This is a genomic window from [Flexibacter] sp. ATCC 35103 (assembly GCF_001975985.1).
In the GTDB taxonomy this organism is placed as follows: domain Bacteria; phylum Bacteroidota; class Bacteroidia; order Flavobacteriales; family Flavobacteriaceae; genus Flavobacterium.
In genome coordinates this window covers 1-26,657 of record NZ_MTQF01000007.1, presented here as the reverse complement: position 1 = coordinate 26,657, position 26,657 = coordinate 1, and the positions used below count along the sequence as shown (strand labels likewise).

Sequence of the window (26,657 nt, the reverse complement as noted above, 5' to 3'; positions counted from 1 at the left end):
CAACTCTTTAGTTGTAAATTTCATAAAAATTGAAGTTAAAAATACCTATTAAATTATTAATAATACTTAATTTTGCGCCACAAAAAAACAACACATTTACTATAAAATGTAATAAACCTTGTGTTACACTTGATTAAGTCAAAGAAGATACATCGCGAATTGCATTGCCCTTAAAAAATTAGATAGCTACAAATGAGAACAGATGCTTTTGCTTTAAGACACATTGGCCCAAGAGAAACAGATCTTCAACACATGTTACAAACCATTGGGGTTGAATCGATCGAACAACTTGTTTACGAAACCCTTCCGGATGATATTCGTTTAAAAGCACCTTTGAATTTGGATCCTGCAATGACGGAGTACGAATTTGCAAATCATATCCAGGAATTAGGAAAGAAAAATAAAGTATTCAAATCATACATTGGTTTGGGTTATCACCCTACTATCGTTCCTGCTCCAATTCAGAGAAATATTTTCGAAAATCCAGGATGGTATACCGCTTATACACCTTATCAGGCAGAAATTGCTCAAGGTCGTCTTGAAGCAATTTTAAATTTCCAGACTACTGTTATTGAACTAACAGGAATGGAAATTGCAAACGCTTCTTTACTTGATGAAGGAACTGCTGCTGCCGAAGCTATGGCTTTGTTATTTGATGTTCGTACTCGTGATCAAAAGAAAAACAATACAAATAAGTTCTACGTTTCTGAAGAAATTTTACCACAAACTTTATCTATCCTTCAAACACGTTCTACTCCTATCGGGATTGAATTAGTTGTTGGTAACCACGAAAACTTTGATTTTTCGAATGAATTTTTCGGAGCGATTTTACAATATCCAGGAAAATATGGTCAGGTAAACGATTATAGTGCTTTTGTTGCTAAAGCAAAAGAAAACGAAATCAAAGTTGCCTTTGCTGCCGATATTTTATCATTAGCGACTTTAACTTCTCCGGGAGAAATGGGAGCTGCAGTAGTAGTTGGAACTTCACAACGTTTTGGTGTACCAATGGGTTATGGTGGTCCTCACGCTGCTTTTTTTGCTACTAAAGACGAATACAAACGATCTATGCCAGGTCGTATTATTGGAGTTTCAATAGATGTAAACGGAAACCGTGCTTTACGTATGGCATTAGGAACTCGTGAGCAACACATTAAACGTGAAAAAGCAACTTCAAATATTTGTACTGCTCAGGTTTTACTAGCAGTTATGGCCGGAATGTACGCGGTTTACCACGGACCAAAAGGATTAAAATATATTGCAAACAAAGTTCACGCGTCGGCGGTTACAACTGCTGAAGCTTTAAATAAATTAGGCGTTTTTCAAACCAATACAGCTTACTTTGATACTATTTTAGTAAAAGCAGATGCTCAAAAAGTAAAAGCTGTGGCAGAGAAAAACGAAGTAAACTTCTTTTATGTAGATGCTGATACGATTTCTATTTCGTTAAACGAAACGACTTCAATTAACGACATCAACCAAATTATTGCCATTTTTGCTGAAGCTTTAGGAAAAGAAACGTTCACCGTTGCTGATTTATCTGCTACAAGCCAATTACCTGCTTCGTTAGAAAGAACATCTTCTTTCTTAACGCATGATGTTTTCAACAATCATCATTCAGAAAGTCAGATCATGCGTTACATCAAAAAATTAGAGCGTAAAGATTTATCATTAAATCATTCGATGATTTCATTAGGTTCTTGTACAATGAAATTAAACGCAGCATCAGAAATGTTGCCTTTATCAATGCCAAACTGGAACAGCATTCACCCTTTTGCACCAGTAGAACAAGCTGAAGGTTACATCACAATGCTTAAAAAATTAGAGCAGCAATTAAATGTAATTACCGGATTTGCCGGAACAACATTACAACCAAACTCTGGAGCTCAGGGAGAATATGCTGGTTTAATGGCGATTCGTGCTTACCATTTATCAAGAAACGAAGGTCACCGTAATGTATGTTTGATTCCATCATCAGCTCACGGAACAAACCCTGCTTCTGCAGCTATGGCGGGAATGAAAATCATCGTTACTAAAACAACTCCGGAAGGAAATATTGACGTAGAAGATTTAAGAGAAAAAGCGATTGAACACAAAGATGATTTATCTTGTTTAATGGTAACTTATCCTTCGACTCACGGAGTTTTCGAATCTTCGATTATCGAAATCACAAAATTAATCCACGACAATGGCGGATTAGTATATATGGACGGTGCAAACATGAACGCGCAAGTTGGATTAACAAATCCTGCTACAATTGGTGCTGACGTTTGTCACTTAAACTTACACAAAACATTCGCTATTCCTCACGGTGGTGGCGGACCTGGAGTTGGACCAATTTGTGTAAACGAAAAATTAGTTCCGTTTTTACCAACAAACCCAATCTTAAAAGTAGGCGGTGAGCAAGCCATTACAGCAATTTCATCTGCACCTTACGGATCAGCTTTAGTATGTTTAATTTCTTATGGTTACATCACAATGATGGGAGCTGAAGGATTAAAAAGTGCTACAGAACACGCTATTTTGAATGCTAACTACATGAAATCTCGTTTCGAAGGACACTACCCAATTCTTTATACTGGAGAATGCGGAAGAGCAGCTCACGAAATGATTTTAGATTGTCGTTCATTTAAAGAAAACGGAATCGAAGTGGGTGATATCGCAAAACGTTTGATGGATTACGGTTTCCACGCTCCAACTGTTTCTTTCCCTGTAGCTGGAACTTTAATGATCGAACCAACTGAATCTGAAGATTTAGCAGAATTAGATCGTTTTTGTGATGCTCTTATTTCAATCAGAAAAGAAATTGAAGTTGCAACAGCCGATGACAAAAACAACGTATTGAAAAATGCACCACACACATTGGCAATGTTAACTACTGACAATTGGGATTTCCCTTATACAAGAGAAAAAGCGGCTTATCCATTAGAATACATCGCCGAAAATAAATTCTGGCCATCAGTTCGTCGTGTAGATGATGCTTACGGTGACAGAAACTTAGTTTGCAGCTGTGCTCCTATTGAAGCTTACATGGAAAACTAAAAATTAGTTTTCGAATTATATATTCAAACCCGACAAGTTTTAAAAACCTGTCGGGTTTATTTTTGTTTCAGGTTTTTGTTGAGATGTAAAACTTAAAACCTGAAAACAGAAAAACCTTACTCTGACTTTTATTTCAAACGTTTGAAATCTCGGTAAAACTCAAAAATCATTAAAAAATAAACAATATATTCCACAAATAATTATTATTTCATAATTATATGCATGCATAGTATTTTTTATGATAGTTATCATGATTTTATTTATACTTTAGCAATAAATTTATCGGATAATTATTGAATAATGAAAATAAAAATAATAGGCATAGGAAGCTATATTCCAAATAAAGAAGTAAGCAATACTGATTTTGACAAACATGTTTTTTTAAATGAAGACGGAACTCCTTTTGCTTACCCGAACGAAGTTGTAATTAAAAAATTCAAAGGTATTACCGGAATTGAAAATCGCCGTTATGCCGAAGATCAACATACCTCATCTGATTTAGCTTTTTTTGCTGCCGAGAGAGCGCTTGAAAATGCTAATATCGATCGCGAAACATTAGACTATATTATTTTTGCCCATAATTTTGGCGATGTAAAATCAGGAACAAATCAATCTGATATTTTACCAAGTTTAGCAACACGCGTTAAAAATAAATTGGACATCAAGAATCCTAAATGTGTAGCTTATGACATTCTTTTTGGATGTCCGGGATGGATTGAAGGTGTTCTTCAGGCAAATGCTTTTATCAAATCTGGTATGGCAAAACGTGTTCTGGTAATTGGCGCTGAAACTTTATCAAGAGTTGTTGATGATCACGATCGTGATTCTATGATTTATTCTGATGGTGCCGGTGCTTCAATTTTAGAAGCTTCTGAAGATGAAGCCGGATTATTATCTTATGAAAGTGCTACTTTTGCTAATGATGAAGCCAACTTCTTGTATTTTGGAAAATCATACAATCCAGATTTAGATCCAGACATTAAATACATAAAAATGTATGGCCGTAAAATTTATGAATTTGCTTTAAGTCAGGTTCCATGTGCAATGAAAAGCTGTCTGGACAAAAGCGGAATCGCAATTGATGATGTAAAGAAAATCCTGATTCATCAGGCAAACGAAAAAATGGACGAAGCAATTATTGCCCGTTTTTACAAACTATACGACAAAACTGCTCCTGAAAACATTATGCCAATGAGTATTCATGATTTAGGAAATAGTAGTGTTGCAACTGTACCAACCCTTTTCGACCTTTTAATTCAGGGAAAATTAGAAAATCATGAAATCAACAAAGGCGATGTTGTTATTTTTGCTTCTGTTGGAGCAGGAATGAATGTTAATGCATTTGTATATAGATATTAAATATAGTTTTCAGTCGCAGTATTCAGTCTCAGTTTACACGCTGCTAACTGAAAACTGCGACTGAATACCGAAAACTAAAAAGTCCGCATTTTAAAATGCGGACTTTTTAGTATATTTGCGACCTAATTATAAAATCAAGAACGAGAGATTGTTTCGTTCCTCGCAACGCTATGTACGAAAAAACGTTTCCGAATAAAAGATTCAAACTTACCTTAGAGTTTTTACAAAAACACGTTAAAACATCAGAAACTATTTTTGATTTTGGTGTTCCAAATCCATTTTCTAAAATAATGGAAGAAAACGGTTATACCGTAAAAAACACAAAAGGCGAAGATTTAGATAACGATCAAAGGGCGCTACAAACCGAAGAATATACCGTTTTTACTGCATTCGAAATTTTCGAACATTTGCTAAATCCATATACTATTTTACAAAACGTAAAATGTGATAAATTGTTAATTTCAATTCCATTACGCTTATGGTTTTCACCGGCATATCGATCAAAAACTGATATGTGGGACAGACATTATCACGAATTTGAAGATTGGCAATTAGACTGGCTTTTAGAAAAAACAGGCTGGAAAATAACCGATCGCCAAAAATTTACACATCCTGTAAAAAAGTTTGGCTTCAGACCTTTATTAAGATATTTTACTCCAAGATACTATATTGTTGTAGCAGAGAAAATTCATAATTAATAATTTACAATCCATAATTATTTTATGAAATATTATATCGTCATTCCCGCGCATAACGAACAAGACCTTATTGGTCTAACGCTTCAATCCTTGGTTTCACAAACTGTTTTGCCATCAAAAGTTGTTGTTGTAAATGACAATTCAACTGATAAAACAGAAGAAGTTGTATTGGGATTTGCAAAGGAAAATCCGTTTATTTCAGTTGTAAACAAAACTTCGGATGCGATTCACATGCCGGGAAGCAAAGTAATTCAGGCTTTTCAGAAAGGTTTCGAAACGCTGGATTCAGATTATGATATTATTGTAAAAATAGATGGGGATTTAATTTTTCCTCCTAATTATTTTGAAACCATTATAAAACATTTTGAATCTGATCCTAAAGTTGGAATGGTTGGAGGATTTTGTTACATCGAAAAAAATGGCGACTGGATTTTGGAAAACTTAACCGATAAAGATCATATTCGTGGCGCACTGAAAGCATATCGTGCAGAAACTTATCAGCAAATTGGAGGTTTAAAACCTGCTATGGGCTGGGACACGGTAGATGAATTGTTTTGTAAATACTATGATTGGAAAATTATTACTGATTCTTCTTTACATGTAAAACATCTTAAACCAACAGGTGCGAATTACAACAAAACAGCACGTTATAAACAAGGAGAAGCTTTTTATACCCTTGGATATGGTTTCATGATTACAGCAATTGCATCAGCAAAGCTGGCAATGATGAAGAAAAAACCATTTTTGTTTTTTGACTATATCAGAGGCTTCTGGAAAGCAAAAAAAAACAAAACACCTTTATTAGTTACACCCGAACAAGCTAAATTTATTAGAAATTATCGTTTTCAGAAGATGAAACAGAAGCTTTTTTAGTTTTTAAAACTTAAAAAACTGTAAACGGAAACTGTAAACTGTAAACTAATCCTTAATTTAGCCAATATTACTAAAACTATGATGCTAATTCGTTATATATCTCAAATAGGAAGATATTTTTTAATGCTGAAAGAAATTTTTAATAAACAGACTAAATGGCCTGTTATGAAAAAATTGATTTTCAAAGAAATCGATGATTTAATAATCGACTCCCTTGGCATCGTTTGCTTTATCTCTTTTTTTATAGGTGGAGTTGTTGCTATTCAAACTGCATTAAACTTAACTAATCCTTTAATTCCAAAATATTTAATTGGTTTTGCTACACGTCAATCTGTAATTCTGGAGTTTGCCCCTACTTTTATTTCGGTGATTATGGCCGGAAAAATGGGATCATACATTACTTCCAGTATCGGAACAATGCGTGTTACCGAACAAATTGATGCATTGGAAGTTATGGGTGTTAATTCATTAAACTATCTTGTTTTTCCAAAAATAGTAGCCTTATTAATGTATCCATTTGTAATTGGAATCAGTATGTTCCTGGGTATTTTTGGTGGATGGCTTGCTTGTGCATATGGAGGATTTTCGACTAGTCAGGATTTCATTCAGGGTGCCCAAATGGAATTTATTCCGTTTCATATTACATATGCTTTTATTAAAACCTTAATATTCGCAATGTTATTGGCTACAATTCCGTCTTTTCACGGATATTACATGAAAGGTGGAGCATTAGAAGTTGGTAAGGCAAGTACAGTATCATTTGTATGGACATCTGTTTGTATTATTCTTTTTAATTATATATTAACTCAATTATTATTAGGATAATGATAGAAGTAAAAAACATAGAAAAATCATTTGGTGACAGTAAAGTTTTAAAAGGGGTTTCGACCGTTTTTGAAACCGGAAAAACCAACTTAATTATAGGACAAAGTGGATCCGGAAAAACAGTTTTATTAAAAACCTTATTAGGAATTCACACACCGGATTCAGGAACAATTGAATTTGACGGCAGAGTTTACTCAGAATTAAATCCAGATGAAAAACGAGAATTAAGAACTGAAATTGGAATGGTTTTTCAAGGAAGTGCTTTATTTGATTCAATGACTGTTGAAGAAAATGTTGCTTTCCCCTTAAAAATGTTCACTAACGATAACAAAGCTAAAATTCAGGAACGCGTTGATTTTGTTTTAGAACGTGTTAACTTAGTTGATGCGCATAAGAAACTACCTTCTGAAATTTCCGGAGGTATGCAAAAACGTGTGGCTATTGCCCGTGCAATTGTAAATAATCCAAAATATTTATTTTGTGATGAACCTAACTCAGGTTTAGATCCAAATACTTCAACATTGATCGATAATTTGATTAAAGAAATTACTGAAGAATACAATATCACAACCGTAATCAATACGCACGATATGAACTCGGTAATGGAAATTGGAGAAAACATTGTTTTCTTGAAAAAAGGAGTAAAAGCGTGGCAGGGAACTAAAGAAGAAATCTTTAGAACAGACAATAAAGATATCGTGAAGTTTGTGTACTCATCAAACCTGTTTAAAAAAGTAAGAGAAGCATATTTGAAAGGATAAGCTTTTTAAGATTCCAAATAAAAAATCCAAATTCCAACTGCATCAGTATTGGAATTTGGATTTTTTATTTGGAATATCTAACAGTCTTTAATTCGAATTTATCAATTCAACTTCAGCGTTTGGATTAAACAAATAAGTTCTTCCTGAACTTATTTCGATACATTCAAAACGTTTGGTTCTAACTGCCAACTTCTTGAATATTTTTCCATTTTTAATTCGGAACACACTCCCGTAAGGAATTTCAAAAACATAATTTTTATCGTTTTGCGCATCAAATTGTTTTAAAGCCAGAGACAAAGTGGTATCTGTGTCACTACTTGCTGAAGGATTCTTAAAATGCCTCGCTAATAAAGGCAATAATTGCCCCGGGAAAATCTCCGGACGAATAAACGGAATCATCATTCGCTGAAAGGTAAGTTTCCATTCATTTCCGTGCGGTTTTATTTGTCTGCCAAACCTTTCAAATGCCACCAAATGTGAAATCTCATGAATTAACGTAATCAAAAAACGATACTTATTTAAACTAGCATTCACCGTTATTTCATGTTTACCACTTGGTCCTCTCCTATAATCTCCATGACGCGTTTGGCGCTCATTTACGATTTTAAGATGAACCTGATTGGCAACAATCAAATCAAATACAGGCTTTACAGCATGTTCCGGTATATATCTTGCTAGTGTTTCGTTCAAAATAATTATGAGTTATAAAGTATCTTTTTTTTAATCAAATGAAATAACAAAATGGCTTTGACTCCGCTCAGCCTGACAATTAATAATTTATAAGAAATTAAGGATTCGTTGACGAGACCTCTAACACTTTCCCATTAAAATATTTATTTCCGTTAAGAGTAAAATCATTAATATATGTTGCCATTCCGTCAGCAGAAATTGGCGCCTGATAACCTGGGAAAGCTTCATTTAGCATTTCGGTTTGAACAGAACCCAAAGCCAGAACATTAAAAGAGATTCCTTGTTCTTTATATTCTTCGGCTAATAATTCTGTTAAGGTAATTACCGCTCCTTTACTGGAACTATAAGCTGCTAATCCAGCAAATTTAAGACTTCCTCTTACACCGCCAATTGAACTTATTGTAACGACATGACTTCCTCTTTGAAGATATGGTAAACAAATTCTGGTAAGATTTGCAACAGCAAAAACATTTACTTTATAAATACTTTCAAAATCAGCCTGAGTAGTTTCTGCAAAAGGTTTTAATAATAAAGCTCCGGCATTGTGAACAACTGCATCTACTTTTTTCCAAGTCGATGATAAAAACTTATCTACTTCCTGCAAAGCACTTTCATCTGCCAAATCAATTGAAAGACAAGTAATATTTTGGTGTTGTAAAAGTGTCTGAGGTATTTTTCTTGAAATGGCAAGAACCTGATGTCCTGCATTAGCAAATTGCAATGCTAATTCGTAACCAATTCCTCTGCTGGTTCCGGTAACAATAATATTTTTCATAAAACAAAAATAAGCAAATCAAACAAAACGATTGGTTATTTATTCATTGTAATTTCTTCTGTTGGCGAAGTTGCAATTTTAGTCACTGCTGGTAAAAACTCCTGAATAAAAGAAGTTATATGTGGAACATCCATTACTTTAAATTCATCTGAAACATGATGATAAAAATCAAAATTCTCAAAATCAAAAGTACTTATAGACTGACAAGGCTTTTTGAATACTTCATAAAAAGAATAGTTATCTGATCTGTAGAACAACTCATATTCGGCTTCTTTAGGCAAAAAACCAATCGTCTTTTTACCTGTATATTCATTTATTTTTTGAGCCATATTCGATTTATCAAAACCGGTAACGTAAGCCAGATAATCACGTTTCATAGGTACACCAATCATTTCGATATTTAATTGTGTGTATAAATTAAAGTTTTGTTTCTTTAGTTTTTGTACTAAACTTTTAGAACCCAACAATCCTTTTTCTTCTCCCGCAAAAAATACAAATAATATACTTCTTTTATTAGACTTTGTCACGCTAAAATATTTTGCCATTTCCGCGACAGCTGTCACTCCTGACGCATCATCATTTGCACCATTATTAATAACATCCGGCTGTTGTTTTTTTAATACACCAATATGATCATAATGCGCACTCAAAACAATAAATTCGTTTTTCAGAACCGGATCACTTCCTTCTAAAAACCCAACAATATTATAGGCCGGGGTTTTAAAATTTGTAAGTGTATCACGGTAAGATGAGAAATAAGGTTTTACATTATTTTTCTTAAAAAAATCTTCTAAAAACACTGCTGCTTTTTCAATTCCTTTAGTTCCGGTTTCACGACCTTCTAATTCATCTGAAGAAAGGTATTTCAAAAAATCCGAAACATCATTTTGTACTACTTTATAGTTGATTTCAACGGGATTAAGGTTTTCCACTGAAGCTTTTTCACTTACCGCCGTTGGATTTGACTTACAGGCAAATAAAGCAATTGGGAAAAGAAAGTATATTTTTTTCATAAAAATGATTGTTATTTTAGACAGATAGAAAGCTAAATTATTGATTTAAAACAAGAACCTGAAATTTAAAAAAAATAATCATAAAAAAACCCTTTCAAAGCAAAAAAGCTGAAAGGGTATTTTATATACAATTAAATCTAAAATTATCCTGCAATAACGGATCTTGAAATTACAATTTTCTGAATTTCTGAAGTTCCTTCATAAATCTGCGTAATTTTTGCATCACGCATAAAACGCTCAACATGGTATTCTTTTACATAACCATTTCCGCCATGAATCTGTACTGCTTCAACAGCTGTATCCATTGCTACTTGCGACGCAAATAGTTTTGCCATCGCACCGCTTACGTCATAGTTTTTTTGTTGGTCTTTATCCCAGGCTGCTTTCATACACAAATGACGGGCTGCTTCGATATTTACTGCCATATCTGCCAGTTTAAAGGCAATTGCTTGGTGATTACAGATTTCTGTACCAAAAGCTTTACGTTCTTTCGAATATTTTAAAGCCAGTTCATAAGCTCCAGATGCAATTCCTAATGCTTGAGATGCAATTCCTATTCGTCCTCCGGCAAGCGTTTTCATGGCAAATTTAAATCCAAAACCGTCTTCTCCAATTCTATTTTCTTTAGGAACTTTTACATCACTAAACATTAAAGAGTGTGTATCAGAACCACGAATTCCCATTTTTTGCTCTTTTGGACCAACAGAGAAACCAGGCATATCTTTAGTCATAATCAAAGCATTAATTCCTTTATGCTTTTTTTCAGGATGCGTTTGAGCAATGACCAAATAAACAGATGCTGTATTTCCGTTCGTAATCCAGTTTTTTGTACCATTTACCAAATAATGATCTCCCATGTCTATTGCAGTAGTCTTTTGAGAAGTTGCATCACTTCCTGCTTCCGGCTCACTTAAGCAAAATGCTCCATGAATTTCTCCCGAAGCAAGACCTGGTAAATATTTTTGTTTTTGTTCTTCCGTTCCATATTCTTGTAAACCCCAACAAACTAATGAGTTGTTTACTGACATAACTACAGAAGCAGATGCATCTACCTTAGAAATTTCTTCCATTGCAATTACATACGAAATGGCATCTAAACCACTTCCTCCGTATTTAGGATCAACCATCATTCCCATGAATCCTAATTGTCCCATTTTTTTTACTTGCTCCGTTGGAAAAATTTGTTTTTCGTCACGTTCAATAACACCTGGCAACAATTCGTTCTGAGCAAAATCTCTTGCTGCTTGTTGTATCATTAAGTGTTCTTCGGTAAGATTGAAATCCATAGTTATGTGTTTTATTGTTTTCTGTATACCAAATTAAAAAAAGAAGGTTTAACAGATGGTTATTTTTGTTTTTTGAATTGTTTTATTTCCTTGAAAAAGGCTCCCAAAGATAATTTTTAAAACTGGAAATAACAATGCATGCATATAAATTTAATAGATCAGCAACAATTACGATAACGTTTTCGTAATAATAACGAAATTTAGCAATAGAGGCAGTAAGTTTGCAACGTTTTCTTTAAATTTTAAGAATATAAATAGGGCATAAAAATGATGAAAATCAAAAATTATATACCAATCATAAGTTCAAAAACCTTAAACAAATCTTAAAACCCAAAAAAGCACGTAAAACTACTCTTACTAATTTGATTATTAATTAAATACGCATGAAAGAATAAGAAAGCAAGAAAAAAAAACTTATTAAAAAACGAGGTTTAATTGATAAATTAACATTATTTTTGCCTAAAAATTATAAAATTGACAGAACATGAAAAAGATTTTACTATTACTTACTCTCCTCTTAAGCATACAATTTTCTACCGTTTCAGCCCAGACTCAACTGGAGGTAAATGGTGTTACTGTTCCTAGAAAAATTGAATTTCAAGGTAAAACTTTGCAGCTTAACGGAGCTGGTGGAAGATCTAAAATGTGGCTCGAAGTTTATGTTCAGGCCTTATATTTATCTCAATTAAGTCAGGATCCTCAATTTATTATTGACAGTGATACTGAAATGGCGATTCGAATTGAAATCACATCATCAATGGTATCCTCAAACAAATTGACAAAAGCAATGAATGCCGGTTTCGAAAAATCTGCAGGAAGCAATCTTGAAGAATTAAGACCAAGAATTGAACAATTTAAAAAATTACTAAGTGATGCAATTACAGAAAAAGATGTTTTTGTTTTAGGTTATAATCCACTTGATCAAACTATCAATGTATATAAAAATGAAGTTTTGAAAGGAAAAGTTTCAGGATTTGATTTCAAAAAAGCATTATTCGGAATCTGGCTTTCTGATAAACCAGTAGACGATACTTTGAAAAAACATTTATTAGGAATATAATTTACATTTAAAAAAAATATTCTAAAGCCGAAAACGTACTGTTTTCGGCTTTCTTTTTTTGTTTAATAAAAATTGACGCATAATACATTATTCGCATTATTCTATTTTATACTTTTACGCAAACTAAACATATCTCAACAAAATGAAAGATTTATTACAACAATTTGAAAATAAACCACCTGAAATTGTTTTTAACTGGAAAGATTCTGAAACAGAAGCCGAAGGCTGGACTGTTATTAATTCACTACGCGGAGGAGCTGCAGGTGGAGGAACAAGAATGAGAAAAGGATTAGATATGAATGAAGTTTTGTCCCTGGCCAAAACAATGGAAGTTAAATTTTCAGTTTCCGGACCTGCAATTGGAGGCGCAAAATCCGGGATAAATTTTGACCCGAATGATCCTCGTAAAAAAGGCGTTTTGCAACGTTGGTACAAAGCGGTTTCACCCTTATTAAAAAGTTATTACGGAACTGGTGGAGATTTAAATGTTGATGAAATCCACGAAGTTATCCCAATGACAGAAGAATGTGGTGTTTGGCATCCGCAGGAAGGTGTTTTTAATGGGCATTTTAAACCAACAGAAGCTGATAAAATTAATAGAATTGGTCAATTGCGTCAAGGTGTTATCAAGGTAATCGAAAATCCTAAATTCTCACCTGATGTAACCAGAAAATATACTGTTGCAGATATGATTACAGGTTATGGCGTTGCCGAAGCTGTACGTCATTTTTATGCAACTTATGGAGGAGATATAAAAGGCAAAAAAGCAATCGTACAAGGTTTTGGAAATGTAGGTTCTGCTGCTGCTTTTTACCTGGCTGAAATGGGTGCAAAAGTTATCGGAATTATTGATCGCGATGGCGGATTAATTAAAGAAGAAGGTTTTTCTTTTGAAGAAATTAAAACGTTATTCTTAAATAAAGACGGTAATAAATTGGTTGCTGATAATATGATTCCGTTTGAAGAAATCAACTCAAAAATATGGACAATTGGTGCTGAAATCTTCACACCTTGTGCCGCTTCAAGATTGGTACAGCAAACTCAAATTGATAGTTTAATTGCCAACGGACTGGAAGTGATTTCTTGTGGTGCGAATGTACCTTTTGCTGACAAGGAAATTTTCTTTGGTTCTATTATGGAAGAAGTAGATCATAAAGTAAGTTTGATTCCGGATTTTATCTCAAACTGCGGAATGGCAAGGGTTTTTGCTTATTTCATGGAGAAAAAAGTACAAATGACAGATGAAGCTATTTTTAATGATACATCAGAAATTATAAAAAATGCGATTGTAAAAGCTCACGCTTTAAATCCGTCTAAAACAAATATTAGTGCAACTGCTTTTGAGATTGCATTGAAACAATTAGTATAATTTTCTTTTTACTTCAATTCTAAGCGGGCTAAATTTTAGCTCGCTTTTTTATTTAACCGCAAAGTGCGCAAGGATTTACGCAAGGTGCGCTAATTTATTTCTCGCAAAGTCGCAGAGTCGCAAAGTTTTTCTTTTTTAAGTTTTTCTTTGCGACTCTGCGACTTTGCGAGATTTAAAAAAAAGCTTTGCGAACTTTGCGTAAATCCTTGCGCACTTTGCGGTAAAATTCTCCCTTTGTTTCTAAACAATTTTTACTACTTTTAAACGTTTTTATTTAATACTATTACAAAACTCAGAATCAAAATGACTTCTACGGATTCTTCAGATAAAAGAAAATCATTATTAATCTCTACGGCTATTTATGCTGTATTGCTATTACTTTTATTTTTCATACGTTTTTGGCCTCCTTACAATCCTGAAAATAATGCGGCACTTGCTGAAGGCGGTGGCGGTGGTGGCGTTACGGTGAATTTTGGAGATAGTGATTTAGGATCTGGGGCAAATTATAAAAGTGAAGTTTTGAATGTTAAAAACGAAACGAAACAAACCCCTGCAAAAACAACTCCGGAAGAAGCGATTATAACACAAGAAAATACCGCTACTACTGCAGAAGACGTCATTATTCCAGCAAAAGAAAAACCGAAGAAACCTGTACCCGTTGTAAAACCGGAAGCAAAACCAGTTCCTGAAAAACCAAAAGTTTCTAATTCTACAAACGATGCTTTGTCCAGTATTTTAAAAGGATCAAACAAAGGCGGTGATGGAGATGATAAAGCTGCAGGAAATAAAGGAAAAGCTGGCGGAAGTTTAAGTTCAGGCGGTTATTACGGCACTGGAGGTTCTGGTGGCGGAACAGGCGGAGGAAACGGCACAGGAAATGGAGTTGGAACAGGAAGCGGTTATGGAGCCGGAAGTGGTGGAGGATCTGGCGGAGGATCAGGTTATTCTCTAAACGGTCGTAAAGCTTTATCTAAACCTGCACCAAAATATACTTGTAATGAAGAAGGAAAAGTAGTCGTAGAAGTTACAGTAGATCAGAACGGAAAGACAATAAGCGCAACTGCAGGAATAAAAGGAACGACAAATACAGCTAGATGTTTACTGGATCAGGCAAAAATTGCAGCCTTGAATACCAAATGGGATGCTGATGATAATGCACCTGCAAAACAAGTAGGGAAAATTATTTATAATTTTAGTCTGGATTAAAAAACAAATTTCACGAATTTACACCAATAGAAAAAGGCTTTCTGAAATATTTCAGAAAGCCTTTTTTAATGTTTATTTATTTTGTTTCGTCTTGTTTGTAATTTCAAGCGAAGCGAGAATCACACGAGTAACTCCTTTACTAAAAGCACCAATCTTTGTCGAGCTACTCGCGAGGATTTCTCCCTTCGCTCGAAATGACAAGATTACGTTATATCTCTTTATTAGTGAGATTGCTTCGTTCCTCGCAAGGACATACTAAATGGCTACTTTTTCTTTAATCTATCCTCTTTATTCTTGCTTCTTGCTTCTATACTCTTTATTCTATGCTCTCTTTTTTTTTGCGTGAGGGATAGAAGCATGCTACCGAAGTAGCGCGAATAGCCCGACCGGAATAAAAAAATGGGCGAATCAACGTTATGCTGATTGGCCCATTTTTTTATTGTGGTCACGCCCTAATGATAATTTTACTTCGGACTTGTAGCAATTACAAACTTCAAATTGTTCTTTACTCCTATTTGCAGTACATCGACTAAATCCTGTACTTGCAAATTAAACGGAATTCGAACTACAACGGTTTGTTCTTTATCTGCTCCTATTTTTGACATTAAACTTGTTTCCAGGTTCTCAAAATCTACGGGTTCTTTGTCGATGTAGAACTTTTTATCTTCGGTAACTGATAAACTGATGAGTTGTTTATTTGTCTTTTCATTTGATTTCGCTTTTGGCAAAGTCATCTTGATCACATTAGGATTTGCAAGTGTTGAGATAATAAGAAAAAACAACAGCAGGAAAAACATAATATCACTCAATGATGAAGTGGCTACTTCGGCATGAAATCTTCTTTTTCTCTTAATAGACATACCTTATGCTCTTTGAATTATATTTACAAATTCTAATATTTGTTTTTGGATTTTTAATGCAAAATCATCAATCTTTCCGTTCAATAAGTGGTAAGCACTATAAGCAATAATACCTACAATTAATCCAGAACCGGAACTGATCATTTTCTCGTACAAACCTCCGGAGATGTTTCCGATACTAATATTTTCAGTAACCGAGATGCTATAGAAAATCTTGATAACTCCAGAAATGGTTCCAATAAAACCTAATGTTGGTGCGATACCGGCAATAAGTCCAAGGTGACCTAAACGTCTTTCCATTTCACCAATTTCAATATCGGCAGCACGGTCCATATTTGATTCAATTTCAGCAATTGGTCTTCCAATAACTAAAACACCTTCTTTTAAGATATTTCCGGCAGCAGTATTGCTTCTTTCTACAATTGTTCTGGCCAATTCAATATTTCCGGCATTTAATTTATCTCCAACATCCTGCATTAATCTGGCATCAATTTTAGAGGCTTTACTGATATATAGATAACGTTCTATAATAACATAAAAAGTATAGAATAATAAAATAGCGATCGGGATCAGGAAAAAACCTCCTTTTAAGATGAATCCTAAAACTGAGATTTCGGTATTTGGTGCAATTTTTTCGATAACTACGTTAGATGCGGCGTTTGCAATGGTATCTGTTTGTAATTGAATAAAACTAAACATATATTAATTCTGGTTTTTAATAATTAATTCTAAAAAATATTTGAAATTTGCAATAAAGATAATTTTCGCTGTAATATAAAACTAAAAAAAACGAAAATTATTTCAATCAACAACTATTTTATCCAAATACATGAACTATCAGGAAACCACAGATTGGATGTTTAATCAACTCCCTATGTATCAACTTCAGGGTGCATCAGCATATAAAGAAGATTTGACCAATATTAGATTATTGACGGCGCATCTTGATAACCCGGAAAATCAGCTAAAATGCATTCATGTTGCGGGAACAAATGGTAAAGGATCAACCTCGCATATGCTGGCTTCGGTTTTGCAAGAAGCAGGATATAAGGTTGGATTATATACTTCTCCTCATTTAAAGGATTTCAGGGAAAGAATTAAAATTAATGGTCAGGAAATATCAGAAGATTTTGTTTGTGATTTTATAGCAAAACACAAAGATTTTTTTGAAGCTAATGATATGAGCTTTTTTGAAATGTCTGTAGGTTTGGCGTTTGATTATTTTGCAGCTCAAAAAGTAGATATTGCAATTATCGAAGTTGGTCTTGGCGGAAGATTAGATGCTACGAATATAATTACTCCATTGGTTTCTGTTATTACGAATATCGATTTAGATCATACTCAGTTTTTAGGCAATACTCCAGCACTAATCGCAGGTGAAAAAGCCGGAATTATAAAACCAAATATTCCTGTTGTTATTGGAGAATATACTCCGGAAACTCAGCCTGTATTTTTAGCTAAAGCCGAAGAAAACAAAGCGCCAATATTTTTTGCTTCAGATTTAGTTTCCGAAGTTTTTCCATCAGACTTAATTGGGGATTATCAATTTCATAATAAGAAAACTGTTCAGCAAACTATTGCCGTTTTAAATTCTCAAAATGAATTTAAGGTTTCTGATGAAAGTTTAAAGTCCGGTTTATTGCTAGTGGTAAAAAATACGGGCTTACAAGGAAGATGGCAGCAATTAGGCGAAAAACCAAAAATCATTTGTGACACGGCACATAACAAACACGGATTAGCGGTTGTAATGAACCAGATTAAGAAAGAAACTTTTGAGAATCTACATATTGTTCTGGGAGTGGTAAACGATAAAGACCTGGATTCTATTTTACCTCTTTTTCCTAAAAATGCCCAATATTATTTTTGCAGACCTGATTCGTCTCGAGGCTTAGACACTGAAATTTTAAAAGAAGCGGCTAAAAAACATGATTTATCAGGGAAAAAATATGACTCAGTAGAAAAAGCTTTCTTTGCTGCGAAGCAAAATGCGTCTCAAAACGATTTTATTTATGTTGGAGGAAGTACTTTTGTTGTTGCCGAATTGCCATTAAACTAGCAGATTTTTAAATTGTCTGAAAAAGACTAAAAAAACTTGTTCTATAATAAATTCAATTACAACGAGATAGAAAAAACTTTAAAAAAACTTTAAATTTTTAGCTTGTTTTGTTTGCAGAACTGAAAAAGTGGCTTATATTTGCACTCGCAATCACAAACGATAGCAACCTAGTAAAATAGGGCGATTAGCTCAGCTGGTTCAGAGCACCTCGTTTACACCGAGGGGGTCGGGGGTTCGAACCCCTCATCGCCCACCAAGAAACTCCTTAAGAAATTAAGGAGTTTTTTTTTGTTACAATTTTTTTAGGAGTATTTGATTGTAAAATTTAGTCTGAATCCTTTATTCAAAGAGAACAGGATCAAAAATGATAATTTCATTAAATTTGAATTTAGTTGTTATTCCTATTAAGTTTCTAAATCTCATTATTCTTAAAGCAATTTTATCGGAATATAAATATCTATGATATGTAAGTTTTCAGGATGCGACTTAGGATCGTTTAAATGACTTAAAAAGAAATTTCTATTATCAGGCTGATAACCATTTTCTTCAAACCAAACATCATAAATATAATTCCAGGTTTTAAAACATTCAGACATTGGCGCTTCTTTATGAAAAACAGCATATAATCCGCCACTTATTTTCGTATTACCAATTAAACCTTCCCCAACAATGTTATCCGGAACAGATAAACAAACATCAGCCTGAAGCATTCCCTCTAAATTAGCATTGCTTCGATAAACAGTCAATGCTTTGGTTTCAGGAAAATGGATTAGATTTCTTGGAGCCGCCCAACTAAAAAGCTGATCAAACATTTTACCAAATGTTTCACTATCATGGTTATGAACATTTAGATTCCTGATGTAAATGACATTAAATTCTTCCAGTTTTTTGATTTCAAAATCAATTTTCATTGTTGCACTCATTTCGTTATTTTTTAAATTATTTAATTTGAGTGCAAGGTAATCTTCGATCTTGGTCTGGATTTGTCCAATATTGCTATCTATTATACCAATATTGCTATTTTTGTAATGCTTACGCCATTCGCTTGGCGTAGTATTTTGAGCTTCACGAAAACTTCTTGAAAAAGAAGAAATACTTAAAAACCCGCAATCAATAGAAATTTCATGAATTGTTTTTGAAGGATTGTTCATCAGGAAAAAAAGAGCTCTTTCAATTTTTGCATTCCTAATAAATTCATTTATTGTAGTTCCGGTTACCGACTTAAAAATTCTATGAAAATGAAATTTTGAAAAACTAGACAACGAAGCCAGTTTCTCTAACGATAAATCTTCATGAAGATTTTCTTTTATATAATCAATACTCTTATTGATCCTAAAGTAATACTCCTTAATAGATTCTTCTTTTGTCATGAAGTTGGATGTGTATTTTTGCGAAGGTAAAATTAAAATTATATTCCATGTCTCAAAAATCGTACTTTTGTTTTATATAATAAGCAATAGTTTATAGCGCACCAAATCATTTTTATGGTATCGTACAATGCTAAATATGTTTTTTATATATTGTTTGTTATTACCCTTAACATTATCTTTGAATTATGAGCACAATTACAAAATCAAATCACATTGGGCGAAAAATTAGCCGAATTCGTGAACTTCGAGATATGAAACAAGAAGCATTGGCACAAGCTTTGGGCATGAGTCAGCAAACGATTTCTGCACTGGAAAACAGTGAATCTATCGATGATGACAAACTTATTCCTGTAGCAAAAGCCTTAGGAGTAAGTCTGGAAGCGCTTAAAAATTTCTCTGACGAAGCCGCAATTAGTTATTTTAATAATTTCTACGATAATAGTCAGGGAACTATTGGGAATAATAATCATCAATGTACGTTTCATCCGCTTGATAAGTTAGTTGAATCTTACGAAGAAAATAAAAAACTATACGAACGTTTAGTGCAGGCTGAAAAAGACAAAGTTGAATATTTAGAAAAATTATTAAACGGGAAATAATCCTTTTATAAAAAACATATCATTTTATAATGCAAAAAACTCCTTAAGAACTTAAGGAGTTTTTTAATTTAATATTATCTATATATTACCAAGGACTTATCTCTGTTTCATCCTCGATATCGTTGCTGAAAAATTTCCCCGTTGGTCCATTTTCATCCGTAAGTGTATGTTTAATGATAAAAGCAGCTGCACTTTCAATTGTTCCGGGACCGTTATGATGATTAAAATCTGTTGCAGTGTAACCCGGATCAATTGCGTTTACCTTAAATGGCAAATCTTTTAACTCATAAGCAAGATTAATTGTATATGCATTTAATGCTGCTTTAGATGTTCCGTAACTTGATGATTTAAAATTATAATATTTCCAGTTAGGATCGCTGTGCAAAGTCAAAGATCCAAGTCCGGACGTAATATTACTTATTCTTGGATTATCTGATTTTTTAAGCAGTTCTAAAAATGCCTGCGTAACGCTAATAACACCAAAAAAGTTTGTATCAAATACTTCCTGAATATCTTTTATCGATGTATCTGATGCATTTTGTGGTAACGCTCCACTGATTCCTGCATTATTAATCAAGATATCTAATTTTCCCTGTTCGTTTTGAACGATGTTTTTCGCAGCCAAAATAGAATCGGATTTTGTAACATCTATTTTAATTGCTTTGATATTTTCATATCCGTTTGCGGTTAACTCCTTTACTGCAGTTTTTCCCTTTTCAAGATCACGCGCTCCTAAATAAACGAATAATCCTTTTTTAGAAAGTTCTTTTACCAGTTCTAAACCAATGCTTCTATTTGCTCCTGTAATTAATACTGACTTCATTTTTCTTATTTTTTAAATTATTAAAACAAAGGTCATGGATTTAAAAATGAAATCATTTGCCATTTGACAAAAAGCGACTTAGCTTATATTTTTTCTTATTCTGCTCAATGATGATTGTGTAATACCTAAATAAGAGGCAACAAAAGAAAGCGGAACGCGATTGACAACATTAGGATAAATTTCTAAAAATTTCAGGTAACGAGTAGTTGCATCTTCTGAGATCTGCGGACTTCTTCGTTCTACTTTTTGCATTAATGCCCTTGAGACAACTTTATGCACTATAGCATCCCAACCTACGATAGTATTAGAAAGTTCTTTCCAGTCTTTTTTAGAAAAAACCATAATAGTAGTATCTGTAATGGCCTGGACATAGGCCGTTGACGGAATTTCATTCTCAAAACTTTCCAAATCAACTACCAGATTATTTTCATCAATAAAATATTTAGTGATTTCCTCGCCTTTATTATTGTAGTAACAAACCCTTACAATACCGTTTAAAACAAAACCTACTTGCTGAGCAACTTTTCCAGCCTCAGAAAAATATTCGTCTTTTTGAAGTTCAAGTATATTTGCTTTTTTCAAAATCAAATCAATTTGCTGTTGATTTAAATTGCCAAATTGCAATATGTATTCTATAAATTCTTTCATAGCTGCAAGTTACTCAAAGTTTTTCTTGAAGGTTTTGTCATTTGGCAAAAAAAGTTAAATACTACTGACATACTCTTGTCACAACGTCATTTTATTTTTGTACTAATAAAACAATTAAAAAATATAATTATGAATTTAACATCGTTAAGAATTATTACTGCCGACATTAAACGTTTGGTTCAATTTTTAGAAAATACAACTAATTTTAAAGCGATTTGGTATACAGAAGACTTTGCAGAAATAAAAATAGGTTCGTCGACTTTGGCAATTGGAAGCACAAAAACATTAAGCTTTTTTAGAGAAGCGATTGCTCAGCCTGAAAATAATAAAAGTGTAATTCTAGAATTTCGTGTTGAAAATGTAGATCATGAATATGAGAGAATTAAAAATTTTGTAAGCGATATTGTTCAGGAACCTACAACAATGCCTTGGGGAAATCGTTCGTTACTATTTCGTGACCCGGATGGTAATTTGATTAACTTTTTTACGCCAGTTAGTACAGAAGCAATTACCAAATTTAATCAGTAAAAAACATAGTATATCAAGATTACAAAGATCTCGATGTAGATTTAACAAACAAAATTTCACCTAAAACCAAAGACGGAAAATTTAAAAAGGAGAAAAATAGCAAAAAAGCAAAAACCTCTAAAGTCAAATGATTTTAGAGGTTTTATGTTTTAAATAAATAACTTTTCTGTATTATCTAAAAAATTCTCAGTAGCTTCTTCAATATTAATATTCATTCTTTCTGCCAAAACCGTCAGCCACCAAATTGATTCTCCAAGTTTGTGCTGCAATTCTTGTTTGGTATTTTCTTTTGGCCATCGCCCTTGTTGCGACATAACATGACGACCAACTAAACCGGCATCAGTCAAAAAAGCTAGTGCATCTTCTTCAATACTCCATTCGCTGCCGTGATGTGTGCGCTCAAGCTCGTGGTAACTTTCTCTTATTTTTAAGGAACGTTGTTTTAATTGTTCAAAATCTATTGCCATATTTAATTTTTATAAAATGATTCTTTGAATGCGACAGGACTGCTATTTGTTTTTTTCTTAAATAATTTATTGAAAGATTGAGGGTGTTCAAATCCTAATTTATAAGCAATCTCAGATATTGATAATGTTCCTGTTGTAATATATTCTTTTGCTTTTTCGATTAATTTATCGTGAATGAATTGTTGTGTATTCTGACCGCAAAGATTACGAAGCAAATCACTTAGATATCTTGAAGATAAATTCAGTTCTTGTGCTAAAAACTGAACCGTGAGAACTCCATTTACCAAAGTTTTTTCCTCATCAAAATAATCATTTATTATATTTTCCAGTTTAGAAAGCAAATCATGATTTACAGCTTTTCTTGTAATAAATTGCCGATTATAAAAACGATTACTGTAATTAAGCAAAAGCTCTATTTGTGAAATAATTACATCCTGACTAAAATTATCTATTCGTTCGTTAAGCTCATTCTGAATCGAAGTAAAAACGCCCAGGATAGTAACTTTTTCTTTCTCTGACAAATACAAGGCTTCAGAAGCAGAATAATTAAAAAATCCATACTTTTTTATATTACTGTTTAATGAGTATGGACGAATAAAATCCGGATGAATATTTAATGACATTCCACTATAATCAGCTTCTTCATCCTGCATTTTTAAAATTTGTCCAGGTGATACAAAAGACATTCCCCCTTCTTCAAAATCGTAAAAGCCATGACCATATCTAAGTTTTCCCTTAAAATGGGTTTTAAAAGATATCTTATAATAATCTAAAATAATTCCTTGCTCAAAATCCTTTGGATCAAAAATAGCTTCACCATAATTTAAAATACTAATAAGCGGATGCATCGGTTTTGGCTGCCCCATTGCAACATGCAATTCTGATATTGTATGAAATATTTTAGGCTGATTTTTCATTATATAAAATTGAATAATTATTGTGATTTCGGTAACTCTTATTTTTACAAACTTACAAAATGTTCAATTGGCGCAATATTCCAGCTTACTGTACTTTGATCAATCATATCGTGTACAGGAGAATTGTGTAATTCTGTCATTAATTTATGCATGGCATTCGTTCCGTCCTCTACACTTTTCCATACAAGAAGATCATACACAAAACCTTTTTTTAATTCCGAGATATTTCTGGAAATAAATCCATTTTGTTTTTTCAAAAATTCATCTACCTCTTTATTGGCCTCAATAAATTGTTTAAATGTAAAATCATTTAATTTAAAAGTAGTAAGTTCTATAGCCTGTTTTTTCATCTTAATAAAAAATTTAAAAAGTAAACATTGTTTTTATATTCTGAACCTGTACTTCTGTTCCTTCTTTTAAGCGTTGATTGTATAAGTCAATAGCATCATTACCTGCTACATATCTTAATTTATTTTTATGATCAGTCGCAGCTTCAAAAACAATTTGAGCAATATCTTCTACTTTAGTATAATTAGCCATTTGTTCAGCACTATAACCTTTACTCACTTCCATAGTTAATTGTTCATAAGCATCATGTTTGCCCAACTCCATTGATCGCACAGCAAAATCAGTTTGCATTCCTCCAGGCGCAACAATCTTTACTTGTATCCCAAACTGAGCTAATTCGTATGCCATACTTTCTGAAAAACCATCTATAGCAAATTTTGTAGCACTATAAATCGAACAGGTAGGAAATCCCATTAACCCAAAAGTAGAAGTAATATTAATAAACATACCATCCTTTTTTTCACGAAAGTGAGAAATAAAGGCTTTTGAAACTCTAATAACACTAAGTAAATTAGTCGTGATCTGACGCTGAATTTGCTCATCGTTCAATGATTCTAAAACTCCAATTAAACCATAACCAACATTGTTCATGACAACATCTACCGAATATAAATTGATAACTTTATTACTTATTGAAATAATCTCATCTAAACTCGTAACATCTAAAGGAAGTATAATAACATCTTTAAGTTTATTTAATTCGGTTTCTTTTTCAGGATTACGCATTGTCGCAATTACACGCCAACCTTTGCCGTGAAATAATTTTGCTGCTGATTTCCCTAAACCTGACGAAGCGCCTGTAATAAAAATTGTCTTTTGCATTTTTTAATTGTTTAAATTTATAATGCAAAAATCCAAATAAGAGCACTGCGAAATGTAGCCTATTTGGATCTTCTATTAGCCAAAATGACCATATAGCATGTTTTTATCTTAAAATCTGAATCAAGAAAATCCTTTTATAATTCCTCTTGTCGATTTTTTAATAAATTTTATAATAATATCACGCTCAATTGTTTGTTCAAAATTTTCTTCAATTAAATTCAAAGCATTAGTAATATTTCTTTTTTCCTGAAAAATGATCCGATATATTTCTTTCAACTCATTAATTTTATCGCTTTGAAAACCTCTTCTTTTTAATCCTGTAAAATTTAGACCGCAATAAGACAACGGTTCACGTGATGCCAATATATAAGGAGGAACATCTTTCACAACGCGGCTCATACCGCTAATCATAGAATGCTCACCAATAATCGAAAACTGATGGATAGCCGTTAAACCACTAATATTCGCCCAATCCCCAACAGTAACTTCACCCGCAATACCAACATTAAATCCAACAACACAATTATTACCAATAAGACAATCATGACCAATATGTGTATTTGCCATAATTAAATTACCATCACCAATAATAGTATTATTTTTTGAAGACGTTCCTTTGTTGATAGTAACAAATTCCCGAACAATATTATTATTTCCAATTACCAAGAAAGTGTATTCACCTTTATATTTTAAATCCTGAGGAATACCTCCTAAAACAGCTCCAGCATGCACATGACATTCCTCGCCAATTCTTGTACCGTTTAAAATATTCACATTACTGCCAATCCAGGAGTTATCACCAATTATTACATCACTTTCAATAGTTGTGAAATTCCCGATGTTAACGTTATTTCCAATTATAGCTTTCTTATCAATTATAATATTTTTCAATTTCCTGTATATTTTAATTAGGATACAAATATTGAAAAGAATAAAACCCCATTTATTGATCTAAAGTCAATTAATTTGTGCCCTAATCCTACTTAATGTCTCAGGACTAACACCAATTAAAGAAGCAATATCTTTTAATTTTGCTTTCAAAACAATTTGAGGCAATGATTTTAACAAATAAAAATATCTTTCCTGAGCAGTCATTGAAGTGTAGAAGTGATGAAACTCATTTAGTCTGGAAAGATAAAGTCGGAGTAATTTAATATGAAACTTAGAAAACAAAGGGTATTCTAATAATATTTGTTCATGTTGATACGATAAAGAATATACTACCGTATCTTCAGAAGCCTGAAAACTTTCAAAAGAAGGTTTCTGCTCAAAAAAACTACTCAACGATGTAACAAACTGATTATCGGTGTAGATCCATTTTGTAACTTCTATTCCGTCCTGTAAACTGAATCTTCTAATCAAGCCTGATTTTATAAAATAAATTTTAGAACTTATTTTACCTTCACAAATAATGAATTGATTTTTCAGAAACTTTTCTTCTACAAAATATTTTTTTATTGCTTGTTCTGTTTTCTCATCCAAAACTTGCAGGCTATTTATTGTACTTAATAACTCGGTCATAATTTAAACTATTGCTCAAACAAATTTATTAAATACAATTTAAGAATGAATTTTAAAATTGCAAGACACAAATTCAAGTAAAGAAATTAAATCGCTTTAAGACCATTATAAATTTCTTTTGATATTCTAAATATTTTAAAATTACTGGTAGAAGCTAAAAATTAAAATAAATGCGATTTACAGCGAATCAAACTTTACATGCATCTTTTATTTATGAAATAATATTTTGGGCGTTTCCCTTTGGGTCGGTTTGTAAGCTAAATCTTTTGCGAGAGGATTTTTAGGTGAGGCTTTGCCGGAAATACAGAGTATCGCAAAAGGATACCGCTTCCATCCCTAACGCAATTTTATGTATCCCGGAAATTTATATTGGTTGACAATTCCAAGTAGTTTGTATTCTTTTCAGCCAAAAACTGAGGATTGGAATTTGATAAACCAAAAAATCCCATCAGACAAATGATGGGGATTCTTAAAAGAAGTGCGTAGCCTTCCGATAACCATTGGTACCCACAGGTAATTACAATATTTTATAAAACAAAAAACCCTGATTCGTTTGAATCAGGGTTTTTAAAAAGAAAGGCGACGACATACTCTCCTACATAACTGCAGTACCATCTGCGCAGGCGGGCTTAACTACTCTGTTCGGGATGGGAAGTGGTGAGCCCCGCCGCAATAACCACCTTACGGTCGTTAGTTGCTTTAGGCAACTTTTTAATTGTTAATTCTTAATTATAACTTGTG

27 protein-coding genes, 1 tRNA gene and 1 rRNA gene are annotated in these 26,657 nt (G+C 33.0%); 13 read left to right on the top strand and 16 right to left on the bottom strand.

All coding sequences use genetic code 11. The annotated features are described in order from the left end of the window. Positions 1–192: 192 nt before the first annotated feature. From gcvP to BXU01_RS15210, 6 genes are all read left to right on the top strand, one after another. Positions 193–3,042, top strand: a complete 2,850-nt coding sequence (gcvP, locus tag BXU01_RS15235) for an aminomethyl-transferring glycine dehydrogenase (RefSeq protein WP_083694007.1) — start codon at positions 193–195, stop codon at positions 3,040–3,042. Between the two features lie 300 nt (positions 3,043–3,342). After that, positions 3,343–4,401 carry a 3-oxoacyl-ACP synthase III family protein gene (locus tag BXU01_RS15230; protein WP_083694006.1) on the top strand — a complete coding sequence of 353 codons (1,059 nt, stop codon included), beginning with the start codon at positions 3,343–3,345 and terminating at the stop codon, positions 4,399–4,401. Between the two features lie 170 nt (positions 4,402–4,571). After that, the gene (locus tag BXU01_RS15225; RefSeq protein ID WP_083694005.1) at positions 4,572–5,099 is read left to right on the top strand and encodes a methyltransferase; all 528 of its coding nucleotides are present in this window, start codon (positions 4,572–4,574) and stop codon (positions 5,097–5,099) included. Positions 5,100–5,123: 24 nt separating this feature from the next. Continuing rightward, on the top strand, positions 5,124–5,972 hold the full coding sequence (locus BXU01_RS15220; protein WP_083694004.1) for a glycosyltransferase family 2 protein: 849 nt from the start codon (positions 5,124–5,126) through the stop codon (positions 5,970–5,972). Positions 5,973–6,050: 78 nt separating this feature from the next. Further along, positions 6,051–6,797 carry an ABC transporter permease gene (locus BXU01_RS15215; RefSeq protein ID WP_055091648.1) on the top strand — a complete coding sequence of 249 codons (747 nt, stop codon included), beginning with the start codon at positions 6,051–6,053 and terminating at the stop codon, positions 6,795–6,797. Further along, on the top strand, positions 6,797–7,558 hold the full coding sequence (locus tag BXU01_RS15210; RefSeq protein WP_056246106.1) for an ABC transporter ATP-binding protein: 762 nt from the start codon (positions 6,797–6,799) through the stop codon (positions 7,556–7,558). The genes BXU01_RS15215 and BXU01_RS15210 overlap by 1 nt, the downstream gene beginning before the upstream one ends. 87 nt (positions 7,559–7,645) lie before the next feature. On the opposite strand, the gene BXU01_RS15205 is transcribed toward BXU01_RS15210, so the two are convergent. The 4 genes from BXU01_RS15205 to BXU01_RS15190 form a co-directional block, all read right to left on the bottom strand. Next, the gene (locus tag BXU01_RS15205; protein WP_083694003.1) at positions 7,646–8,248 is read right to left on the bottom strand and encodes a SprT-like domain-containing protein; all 603 of its coding nucleotides are present in this window, start codon (positions 8,246–8,248) and stop codon (positions 7,646–7,648) included. 97 nt (positions 8,249–8,345) lie between these two features. Continuing rightward, positions 8,346–9,023, bottom strand: a complete 678-nt coding sequence (locus BXU01_RS15200) for an SDR family oxidoreductase (protein WP_083694002.1) — start codon at positions 9,021–9,023, stop codon at positions 8,346–8,348. Positions 9,024–9,058: 35 nt separating this feature from the next. Further along, positions 9,059–10,036 (bottom strand): M28 family peptidase, encoded by a 978-nt coding sequence (locus BXU01_RS15195; protein ID WP_083694001.1) that lies wholly within the window; start codon positions 10,034–10,036, stop codon positions 9,059–9,061. 143 nt (positions 10,037–10,179) lie between these two features. After that, positions 10,180–11,322, bottom strand: coding sequence for an acyl-CoA dehydrogenase (locus BXU01_RS15190; protein ID WP_055091661.1), 1,143 nt, complete (start codon positions 11,320–11,322; stop codon positions 10,180–10,182). A 484-nt stretch (positions 11,323–11,806) separates the two neighbouring features. Between BXU01_RS15190 and BXU01_RS15185 the strand changes: the two genes are divergently transcribed. From BXU01_RS15185 to BXU01_RS15175, 3 genes are all read left to right on the top strand, one after another. Further along, the gene (locus BXU01_RS15185) at positions 11,807–12,382 is read left to right on the top strand and encodes a chalcone isomerase family protein (protein WP_083694000.1); all 576 of its coding nucleotides are present in this window, start codon (positions 11,807–11,809) and stop codon (positions 12,380–12,382) included. A 142-nt stretch (positions 12,383–12,524) separates the two neighbouring features. Further along, complete coding sequence (locus BXU01_RS15180; RefSeq protein WP_055091664.1) at positions 12,525–13,751, top strand: Glu/Leu/Phe/Val dehydrogenase dimerization domain-containing protein; 1,227 nt, start codon at positions 12,525–12,527, stop codon at positions 13,749–13,751. A gap of 303 nt (positions 13,752–14,054) precedes the next feature. Further along, a complete protein-coding gene (locus BXU01_RS15175) occupies positions 14,055–14,957 on the top strand; it encodes an energy transducer TonB (RefSeq protein WP_083693999.1) in 903 nt (300 codons plus the stop codon). 464 nt (positions 14,958–15,421) lie between these two features. Here the strand turns inward: BXU01_RS15175 and BXU01_RS15170 are convergent, their stop codons facing one another. Both BXU01_RS15170 and BXU01_RS15165 read right to left on the bottom strand, forming a co-directional pair. Then, positions 15,422–15,817, bottom strand: a complete 396-nt coding sequence (locus BXU01_RS15170) for a biopolymer transporter ExbD (RefSeq protein WP_026983008.1) — start codon at positions 15,815–15,817, stop codon at positions 15,422–15,424. A 3-nt stretch (positions 15,818–15,820) separates the two neighbouring features. Then, on the bottom strand, positions 15,821–16,516 hold the full coding sequence (locus tag BXU01_RS15165) for a MotA/TolQ/ExbB proton channel family protein (RefSeq protein WP_055091669.1): 696 nt from the start codon (positions 16,514–16,516) through the stop codon (positions 15,821–15,823). A 130-nt stretch (positions 16,517–16,646) separates the two neighbouring features. Here BXU01_RS15165 and BXU01_RS15160 point away from each other — a divergent pair, with 130 nt between their 5' ends. Together BXU01_RS15160 and BXU01_RS15155 are read left to right on the top strand one after the other, a co-directional pair. Further along, positions 16,647–17,873, top strand: coding sequence for a folylpolyglutamate synthase/dihydrofolate synthase family protein (locus tag BXU01_RS15160; protein WP_083693998.1), 1,227 nt, complete (start codon positions 16,647–16,649; stop codon positions 17,871–17,873). 178 nt (positions 17,874–18,051) lie between these two features. Beyond that, positions 18,052–18,129, top strand: a tRNA-Val gene (locus BXU01_RS15155). Between the two features lie 172 nt (positions 18,130–18,301). On the opposite strand, the gene BXU01_RS15150 is transcribed toward BXU01_RS15155, so the two are convergent. Next, positions 18,302–19,243 (bottom strand): GyrI-like domain-containing protein, encoded by a 942-nt coding sequence (locus BXU01_RS15150; protein ID WP_083693997.1) that lies wholly within the window; start codon positions 19,241–19,243, stop codon positions 18,302–18,304. A 185-nt stretch (positions 19,244–19,428) separates the two neighbouring features. Between BXU01_RS15150 and BXU01_RS15145 the strand changes: the two genes are divergently transcribed. Further along, positions 19,429–19,842 (top strand): helix-turn-helix domain-containing protein, encoded by a 414-nt coding sequence (locus BXU01_RS15145; RefSeq protein WP_083693996.1) that lies wholly within the window; start codon positions 19,429–19,431, stop codon positions 19,840–19,842. Positions 19,843–19,927: 85 nt separating this feature from the next. Here BXU01_RS15145 and BXU01_RS15140 read toward each other — a convergent pair whose 3' ends face one another. Together BXU01_RS15140 and BXU01_RS15135 are read right to left on the bottom strand one after the other, a co-directional pair. Further along, entirely contained in the window at positions 19,928–20,665 is a 738-nt protein-coding gene (locus BXU01_RS15140; protein WP_083693995.1) for an SDR family oxidoreductase, read from the bottom strand. Positions 20,666–20,743: 78 nt separating this feature from the next. Next, positions 20,744–21,313 (bottom strand): Crp/Fnr family transcriptional regulator, encoded by a 570-nt coding sequence (locus BXU01_RS15135; RefSeq protein WP_083693994.1) that lies wholly within the window; start codon positions 21,311–21,313, stop codon positions 20,744–20,746. Between the two features lie 129 nt (positions 21,314–21,442). Between BXU01_RS15135 and BXU01_RS15130 the strand changes: the two genes are divergently transcribed. Then, complete coding sequence (locus BXU01_RS15130; protein ID WP_083693993.1) at positions 21,443–21,841, top strand: glyoxalase/bleomycin resistance/extradiol dioxygenase family protein; 399 nt, start codon at positions 21,443–21,445, stop codon at positions 21,839–21,841. A gap of 149 nt (positions 21,842–21,990) precedes the next feature. Here BXU01_RS15130 and BXU01_RS15125 read toward each other — a convergent pair whose 3' ends face one another. The 7 genes from BXU01_RS15125 to rrf all read right to left on the bottom strand — a co-directional run bounded on the left by BXU01_RS15125 (position 21,991) and on the right by rrf (position 26,600). Continuing rightward, positions 21,991–22,308, bottom strand: coding sequence for a 30S ribosomal protein S15 (locus tag BXU01_RS15125; RefSeq protein WP_083693992.1), 318 nt, complete (start codon positions 22,306–22,308; stop codon positions 21,991–21,993). 2 nt (positions 22,309–22,310) lie between these two features. After that, on the bottom strand, positions 22,311–23,225 hold the full coding sequence (locus BXU01_RS15120; protein WP_083693991.1) for an AraC family transcriptional regulator: 915 nt from the start codon (positions 23,223–23,225) through the stop codon (positions 22,311–22,313). A gap of 44 nt (positions 23,226–23,269) precedes the next feature. Then, positions 23,270–23,575 (bottom strand): hypothetical protein, encoded by a 306-nt coding sequence (locus tag BXU01_RS15115; RefSeq protein ID WP_083693990.1) that lies wholly within the window; start codon positions 23,573–23,575, stop codon positions 23,270–23,272. A 13-nt stretch (positions 23,576–23,588) separates the two neighbouring features. Then, positions 23,589–24,395 carry an SDR family oxidoreductase gene (locus tag BXU01_RS15110; RefSeq protein WP_083693989.1) on the bottom strand — a complete coding sequence of 269 codons (807 nt, stop codon included), beginning with the start codon at positions 24,393–24,395 and terminating at the stop codon, positions 23,589–23,591. A 120-nt stretch (positions 24,396–24,515) separates the two neighbouring features. Continuing rightward, positions 24,516–25,286: an acyl-ACP--UDP-N-acetylglucosamine O-acyltransferase gene (gene lpxA, locus BXU01_RS15105; protein WP_083693988.1), complete on the bottom strand. Its 771-nt coding sequence runs from the start codon at positions 25,284–25,286 to the stop codon at positions 24,516–24,518. Positions 25,287–25,352: 66 nt separating this feature from the next. Next, on the bottom strand, positions 25,353–25,916 hold the full coding sequence (locus BXU01_RS15100) for a Crp/Fnr family transcriptional regulator (RefSeq protein WP_083693987.1): 564 nt from the start codon (positions 25,914–25,916) through the stop codon (positions 25,353–25,355). Positions 25,917–26,490: 574 nt separating this feature from the next. Continuing rightward, a 5S ribosomal RNA gene (gene rrf / locus BXU01_RS15095) occupies positions 26,491–26,600 on the bottom strand. Between the last annotated feature and the right edge of the window lie 57 nt (positions 26,601–26,657).